A 7,101-nucleotide genomic window follows, 5' to 3' on the forward strand; every position below is an offset into this window, starting at 1 on the left:
CGACCAAGCCATAAACAACAACCGCGCACCAGGTTGTTTCAGCCATATCTGACGAGCGGTAATAGCGAGTAAACTCGAAACAAATGCTGAACCAATAAGCAATCCGGATAACGAGCGGGCCTCACTGCTAAGCCAATTGTAGAGAGCTAGGCGTGCAAGCATAAACATCAGCAGGCCATACAATACGCGAGCTGACCCATTATCTCGCCGGCGTAAATCGAAAAACAGTAAAATGAAGCCAGCTATGCAAAGAGCCGGTACAATCGTGCCCAGCATTACAATATCAACGTAATAAACAGCCCAGCTATCCGGGAACACATAATAGCCAAACCCATGAGAAATAAACACGAGACCCGCAAACGAACCTACAAGCGATGAATACATGAGGTACATCGCCTCACGCGTAAACAAGAAAATCGTCAGGTTGTAGAGCATCATGATTAAGGCGAGTCCGAAGTATAGACCTTCTGCAAAATCACGGTGAACTCTCGACGCCTCAGAAGCACTCCGGTTCTGCAAGAGTATCGGAACTTGCATTGGTACACTCGACTGCACTCGTATCAAAATGGACACAACTTCAGGTAGATTATTGATTGGAAAGAGGTAACTGCGCCCATAGATTGCACGCTCTCTCAGAGGTGTGCTCACTGTTGAATGAAAGCTCTCTAGAACATCGCCGCCTTCAGACATGCTAAAAAACTGAACGTCTCGCAGCCGACCAAAATTAACCTCAAGAACCCAATCATCTTGACGATCTAAACTCAGCGCTCCAACCGGTATCGAGAACCAATAAGTAGAATCGGTCACACCATAATTAGGGGTATGCTTCTGGACCCGTTCCCCATCACCCGAAGCAATTCGCTGCCACGCAGACTCGGGCTTCATCGTGCCATCGACGTCTTCAAGAGAAGTTAACGAACCGAGGAGTGAAACACTCTGCGCGGCGCTGGTCGCCCAGGACACATTGCAAAACAACAGAACGACCCAAAAGCCTATGAAGGTTATTGTTTTAGAATGATTCAGCTTGCTACCTCTTCACTTTGCCAGTCTGAGCTTAGTCCGTGAAGAAGTCTCAATCCAGCGCCTAATTCAGCGGTCTCAAGATAAAATGAATAAGGAAATCAGGTAGCTTACCTTTGCTCACAATTTCGGAGGTGACCAGCCTTGTTTGCAATGTATGCTTGACGTACAAATAGAACGCGTTCTACCCTGAAAGTTAAGGGATATTTCAGGTTTGAATCAAAGCTTAAGCGTGTAGGAGAACACCTTATGGGGAAGCCAGCAGGAATTCAGGCCGTCGACCTGATGCTCAATATTCCAGGCGAAGACAACAGCGGCTGGTACGAGTTTATGAAGCCGCTTTTTCTCGATGAGGAGAGTAAGAAAGTCTTCAAAATGCCGGCCGAATATATGTTCCGCAACATCCCTGAGATTGGGCCTCAAGACGACTTCATTGCGTTCACCGTTGCTGAAATGGATAAGTACTCCATCGAAAAAGCGATGATCGGTTTTGATAACCAAACAACGATAGAGGCTATAGAACGCTACCCTAAGCGATTCTTCTGCTCGTACCATGCGAATCCCAATCAAGGCATGGACGAAGTAAGAAAGATAGAGCGGCTATACAAAGAGCACAATCTTAAAGCCGTCACCGCGTTCCCATCAGGGCTATGCCCGCAGGTGCCAATCAACGATAAGCGCTGGTATCCCATCTACGCCAAATGTGTAGAGCTCGATATCCCGTTTGCGTGTTGTGTCGGAGTCCCTGGACCGCGGTTGCCAATGGCCCCACAAAAAGTAGAGCTCATTGACGAAGTTTGTTGGTTTTTTCCAGAACTTAAATTCGTTATGCGCCACGGCGCCGAGCCATGGACCGATCTGGCAGTAAAGCTTATGCTGAAATATCCTAACTTATCCTACATGACGAGTGCTTTCGCACCGCGTCACTACCCCAAGGCAATTGTAGATTACGCCAATACGAGGGGCTCAGATAAGATCATGTATGCAGGATACTTCCCGATGGGACTCTCACTCGAGCGAATATTCAAAGAACTTGAAGATGTTCCCTTTAAAAACGACGTTTGGCCTAAGTTTTTGCGGGAAAATGCCCTACGAGTGTTTAAACTAGAAGAGTAGACCACTGCGGCTATGCCGCGACAGATGGGAGTGACCATGACGGCACTGATTCGGAGTATGGATGTGAGCCCAGAAGAGCTTATTCAACGAGCAAAAGACCTCGGCCCAGCACTGAAAGAACGCTCAGCAGCTGCGACCCAAGCTCGCCAGCTTCCAGCGGAAACCATCGCAGACTTCAAAGAGGCTGGTTTTTTTCGAATTCTCCAGCCGAAGCGTTGGGGCGGTTACGAACTGGACCCGGAAGTCTTCTTCGACTGTGTCGTTGAAATCGCTCGTTCTTGTCCTTCCAGCGCATGGGTTTTGGGCGTGGTGGGCATTCACAACTGGCAACTCGCCCTCTTCCCTGACCAGGCGCAGCAGGATGCCTGGGCCGACGACAGCTCGGTCCTGATTTCATCGTCCTACATGCCCGTTGGCAAAGTAACTCCCGTGGACGGCGGATATATGCTCAGTGGACGGTGGGGATTTTCAAGTGGCTCAGATTATTGTGACTGGGCATTCTTAGGGGCATTTATCCACAGCGAAAATGGCCCACCTGATATGCGTACATTCATGGTCCCAAAATCGGACTACACACTAGACGATGACTGGCACACGTCTGGGCTTAAGGCCACCGGGTCGAAAAGCGTGGTCGTCGACAATGTATTCGTCCCTGAATACCGAACACACAAAATGGCAGATGGATTTCGAATGAAGAGTCCAGGTCATGATGAAAATGACGCGGCCGTTTTCAAGATTCCGTTTGGACAAATCTTTACACGTTCAGTCGCCACCCCTGCCGTGGGTATGGCACAAGGTGCACTCGATGCATACATGGAATTTTGCGCAGATCGAGTGAGTAGAGCCGATGGGAAAAACCTCAAGCTTGACCCCAATACCCAAGAGGTTTGTGCCAAAGCTGCCCTAGCGATTGACGAGGTGCGCACGCTCATGCGCCGGGATTACAAAGAGATGATGGAATATGCACGAACCGGTGAAGATATTCCGATTCCAGTTCGAGTGCGGTACCGCTACAATGCTGCCGCAGGCACCGATAAATGTATTCGGGTCGTCGACGACTTGGTGAATGCAAGCGGAGCCGCTGCTATTTTCCTCAATAATCCAATCAACTCCTTTTGGAGAGATATTCACGCGGCACGGGCACACCATGCCAACAACCCCCATAAGTCCGGGCGTAACTATGGTGGTGTTATGATGGGTATGAAAACTCAAGACTGGTTCATTTAAGTCGCTCTAATTGATAAGGATACAGAATATGAATGGGGTTGCCCAATTGGGTTATCTTGGGTTCGAGGTCAAAGACCTTGAGGCCTGGGAACAGTTTTCTATCAATATTTTAGGACTGGATATTGTCAATAAGACAGCGGATGGCTCGTTTGGTCTCCGGATGGATAGCCATCATCAAAGGTTCTTTATCACCCAAGGCGAAGCCGATGACCTCAGTGTCGTAGGTTGGCAAGTTGCCGATGAAGCTTCGCTCGACAACCTCGTCAAAAAGTTGAAAGACACCGGAACCGAAGTCACACCCGGTACGCAACAAGAAGCTCAAGCACGAATGGTCCAAGCCTTGGTCAAATTCAATGACCCTGCAGGTAACCCATGTGAGATATTTTACGGGGCCCAGACCGCGGAAAACGACTTTGAGTCTAAACTTGTGAAACGAGGATTTATTGCTGAGGAACAAGGCCTTGGTCACACAGTACTCCACGCCAATGACCAAGAAGAGAGCGGAGATTTCTACCAAAACCTTCTAGGCTTTAAGCTCAGTGATAAAATTCAATGCGAATTCTTCGGCTATGATGTCGACCTTAGTTTCATGCACGCCAATGCACGCCATCACTCGCTTGCTATTGGGAAGCAGCACAAAAAGCGTATTCATCATTTTATGCTTGAAGTAAAAACAATGGACGATGTGGGGCTGTGCTACGACCGATGTATCCGCGCCAAAGTTCCCATTATGAATACACTGGGACGTCACCCCAATGACAAAATGTTCTCCTTCTACGCCATGACGCCAAGCGGTTTTCAATTTGAATTCGGCTGGGGTGGCCGGCAGATCGATGATGAAAACTGGGAACCCACCACCTACGACTGCATCAGTGAATGGGGACACCATCCTCCCATGATGCTTGCACCTAAAAAACCGAAGAAGGCCTCTTAACCATGACAGTCCCGGCAGTTCCTGAAGCAAAATACGTTGATATCGGAAACGACTTGACCATTCACTACCACGATGAAGGTCAAGGTACCCCCGTGATCTTCGTCCACGGCAGCGGGCCAGGCGCCAGTGGGTGGAGTAATTTCAAAGGCAATTACCCTGCCATGGTCAAAGCAGGGTACCGCACCCTGGTCCTCGACCTACCGGGTTATGGCTACTCCAGTAAGCCTGAAGACGCTCAGTATACACTCGACTTCATGGTAGCCGCACTTGAAGGGTTTGTGGAAGCACTTCAGCTTAAAGACTGTATCCTCATCGGTAACTCCATGGGGGGTGCAGTCTGCATCCGTTTTTCGGTTAACAATCCTAAACTCGTTCAGAAATTGGTTCTCATGGCCCCTGGCGGCTTAGAGACCCGCGAAGTTTACATGGAGATGGAAGGCATCCAAACGATGATGCGCTCGTTCTTCAGTAAAAAAGGATTAAGCCGAGAAGGTATGCGTAAAACCTTTAATTTGCAGCTCTTCAACCCTGAACACATTACAGACGAAATCATTGAAGAGCGCTTTCAAATCGCTGAGACACAGCCCAAAACTGTGATTTCGACGATGAAGATACCCAATCAGACCGAAGCTCTTAAGGACATCTCCTGTCCTATTCTCGGATTCTGGGGGATGAATGATAAGTTTTGCCCATCCAGTGGTGCTATGACTGTAGCAAGAGAATGCTCCAACACCCGAATGATACTCCTTACCGAATGCGGCCATTGGGTCATGGTTGAGCACGCCGCCCGCTTTAACAAAGAGTGTATCGAATTCTTCAACGAATAGGATAATTCAATGAACCAAGAGGACATTGCAAAATATGGCGATGAACTCTACGAGGCTCTCACCCAGCGTCGCACCCTTGCGCCGCTTACTGAGCGAGCACCAGAGATCACCATCGAAGACGCCTACCGTATTTCACTGCGGATGGTCCAAAAGCGCGTAGATGCCGGCGAAACTATTGTGGGTAAGAAAATCGGGGTGTCGAGTAAAGCTGTTCAAGATATGCTCAACGTCCATCAGCCCGACTTTGGTTTTCTAACCAACGGAATGGTCTACGATAATGGTTGTGACATGCCCATCAGTTCTCGGCTCATTCAACCTCGAGCCGAGGGAGAGCTAGCCTTTAGGCTCAAGGCAGACCTGGTTGGACCCAATGTAACAGAAGCTGACGTACTCGCTGCGACTGAATCTGTGATGCCATGCTTTGAGATTGTCGATTCCCGTATTGAGAACTGGAAAATCAAGATTCAAGATACCGTGGCCGACAATGCATCTTGTGGTTTGTTTGTGTTGGGCGACCAGGAAACTGACCCCAAAGACGTCGATCTGGCAGCTGCTAAAATGACTGTCTATAAAAACGACCAAGTCCTTAGCGAAGGGTTTGGCTCAGCAGCACTCGGTAACCCACTCACATGCGTTGCATGGCTCGCCAACACCCTTGGTGAATTCGGTGTGGAACTCAAAGCCGGCGATGTCGTACTTTCTGGCTCCTGGGTTCCTCTTGAACCCGTGGTAGCCGGAGATTGCATGCGGCTCGAAATCGAAGGACTGGGAACTGCCTGCGTCAACTTTGTGTGACCATTGGAGAACACTATGAAAATTAAAGCCGCAATCATCGGCTCCGGCAATATCGGTACGGATTTGCTCTACAAAGCCTTAAGAAGTGAAACCATTGAACCGGTTTGGGTTGTAGGCATCGATCCCGATTCAGACGGCCTCGCCAAAGCTCGTGAACTGGGCGTGAAAACAACCCACGAAGGCATCAGTGGGCTACTTCCCCATATCAAAGAAGACAACATTCAAATTGCTTTTGATGCTACCAGCGCTAAAGCACATCACGTTAACGCTAAGGCACTTGGAGACGTTGGTGTCTTTATGGTGGATCTTACACCGGCGGCCATTGGGCCTTACTGCGTGCCACCCGTAAACCTCAAAGAGCAGGTCGGCAACCAATCCATGAATGTAAACATGGTGAGCTGCGGTGGCCAGGCGACCATACCTATGGTCAATGCAGTCAGTCGTATTCAGCCAGTTGAGTACGGCGAAATCATTGCAACTGTGTCATCGCGCTCCGTAGGGCCGGGCACACGCGCCAACATCGATGAATTTACGCGAACGACTTCCGAGGGTATCGAACAAGTTGGGGGCGCTGACAGAGGCAAAGCCATCATTGTTATCAACCCCGCAGATCCACCTTTGATTATGCGCGATACGATTCACTGCCTGACCAAAGACGAACCCGACCAAGATAAGATTACGGCGTCGATTCATGAGATGGTTTTGGAAGTGCAAAAATATGTTCCGGGTTACAAACTGAAAAATGGACCCGTATTCGATGGTAAAAAGATCAGTGTTTGGATGGAAGTGGCTGGGCTCGGTGACTACCTCCCCGCCTACGCCGGCAACCTAGATATTATGACCGCTGCTGCGTTGCGCACCGGTGAGCTTTTTGCTGAAGAAATCACCGCCGGTCGGCTCAATCTACAAAGCGCATAGGGAATTAACGATGAACATCAAAGGTAAAAAAGTCGTTCTACATGACATGAGTTTGCGCGATGGTATGCACCCGAAGCAACATCAAATCAGCGTTGAGCAAATGGTAGCGGTTGCAACTGGACTCGACGAAGCACAGGTCCCGCTGATTGAAGTCACCCACGGAGACGGTTTAGGCGGCGCCTCAATCAATTACGGGTTTCCGGCAGCTACGGATAAGGAATACCTCGATGCAGTGATTCCCAAAATGAAGAATGCCAAGATCTC

General features: G+C 49.3%; 8 protein-coding genes. 7 read left to right on the forward strand and 1 reads right to left on the reverse strand.

The window, feature by feature from the left end:
- On the reverse strand, positions 1–975 hold a 975-nt coding region (locus HOK28_05330), incomplete at its 3' end, for a hypothetical protein (protein MBT6432493.1).
- A gap of 294 nt (positions 976–1,269) precedes the next feature.
- Here HOK28_05330 and HOK28_05335 point away from each other — a divergent pair.
- The 7 genes from HOK28_05335 to HOK28_05365 form a co-directional block, all read left to right on the forward strand.
- Positions 1,270–2,136: an amidohydrolase family protein gene (locus HOK28_05335; GenBank protein ID MBT6432494.1), complete on the forward strand. Its 867-nt coding sequence runs from the start codon at positions 1,270–1,272 to the stop codon at positions 2,134–2,136.
- Positions 2,137–2,184: 48 nt separating this feature from the next.
- The gene (locus tag HOK28_05340; GenBank protein MBT6432495.1) at positions 2,185–3,363 is read left to right on the forward strand and encodes a flavin-dependent monooxygenase; all 1,179 of its coding nucleotides are present in this window, start codon (positions 2,185–2,187) and stop codon (positions 3,361–3,363) included.
- 28 nt (positions 3,364–3,391) lie between these two features.
- Positions 3,392–4,297 (forward strand): biphenyl 2,3-dioxygenase, encoded by a 906-nt coding sequence (locus tag HOK28_05345; protein ID MBT6432496.1) that lies wholly within the window; start codon positions 3,392–3,394, stop codon positions 4,295–4,297.
- Positions 4,298–4,299: 2 nt separating this feature from the next.
- Complete coding sequence (locus HOK28_05350) at positions 4,300–5,124, forward strand: alpha/beta fold hydrolase (protein MBT6432497.1); 825 nt, start codon at positions 4,300–4,302, stop codon at positions 5,122–5,124.
- Between the two features lie 9 nt (positions 5,125–5,133).
- The gene (locus HOK28_05355; protein ID MBT6432498.1) at positions 5,134–5,919 is read left to right on the forward strand and encodes a 2-oxopent-4-enoate hydratase; all 786 of its coding nucleotides are present in this window, start codon (positions 5,134–5,136) and stop codon (positions 5,917–5,919) included.
- A 15-nt stretch (positions 5,920–5,934) separates the two neighbouring features.
- Positions 5,935–6,837, forward strand: a complete 903-nt coding sequence (locus tag HOK28_05360) for an acetaldehyde dehydrogenase (acetylating) (GenBank protein ID MBT6432499.1) — start codon at positions 5,935–5,937, stop codon at positions 6,835–6,837.
- A gap of 10 nt (positions 6,838–6,847) precedes the next feature.
- On the forward strand, positions 6,848–7,101 hold a 254-nt coding region (locus tag HOK28_05365; protein ID MBT6432500.1), incomplete at its 3' end, for a 4-hydroxy-2-oxovalerate aldolase.

Source organism: Deltaproteobacteria bacterium (genome assembly GCA_018668695.1).
In the GTDB taxonomy this organism is placed as follows: domain Bacteria; phylum Myxococcota; class XYA12-FULL-58-9; order XYA12-FULL-58-9; family JABJBS01; genus JABJBS01.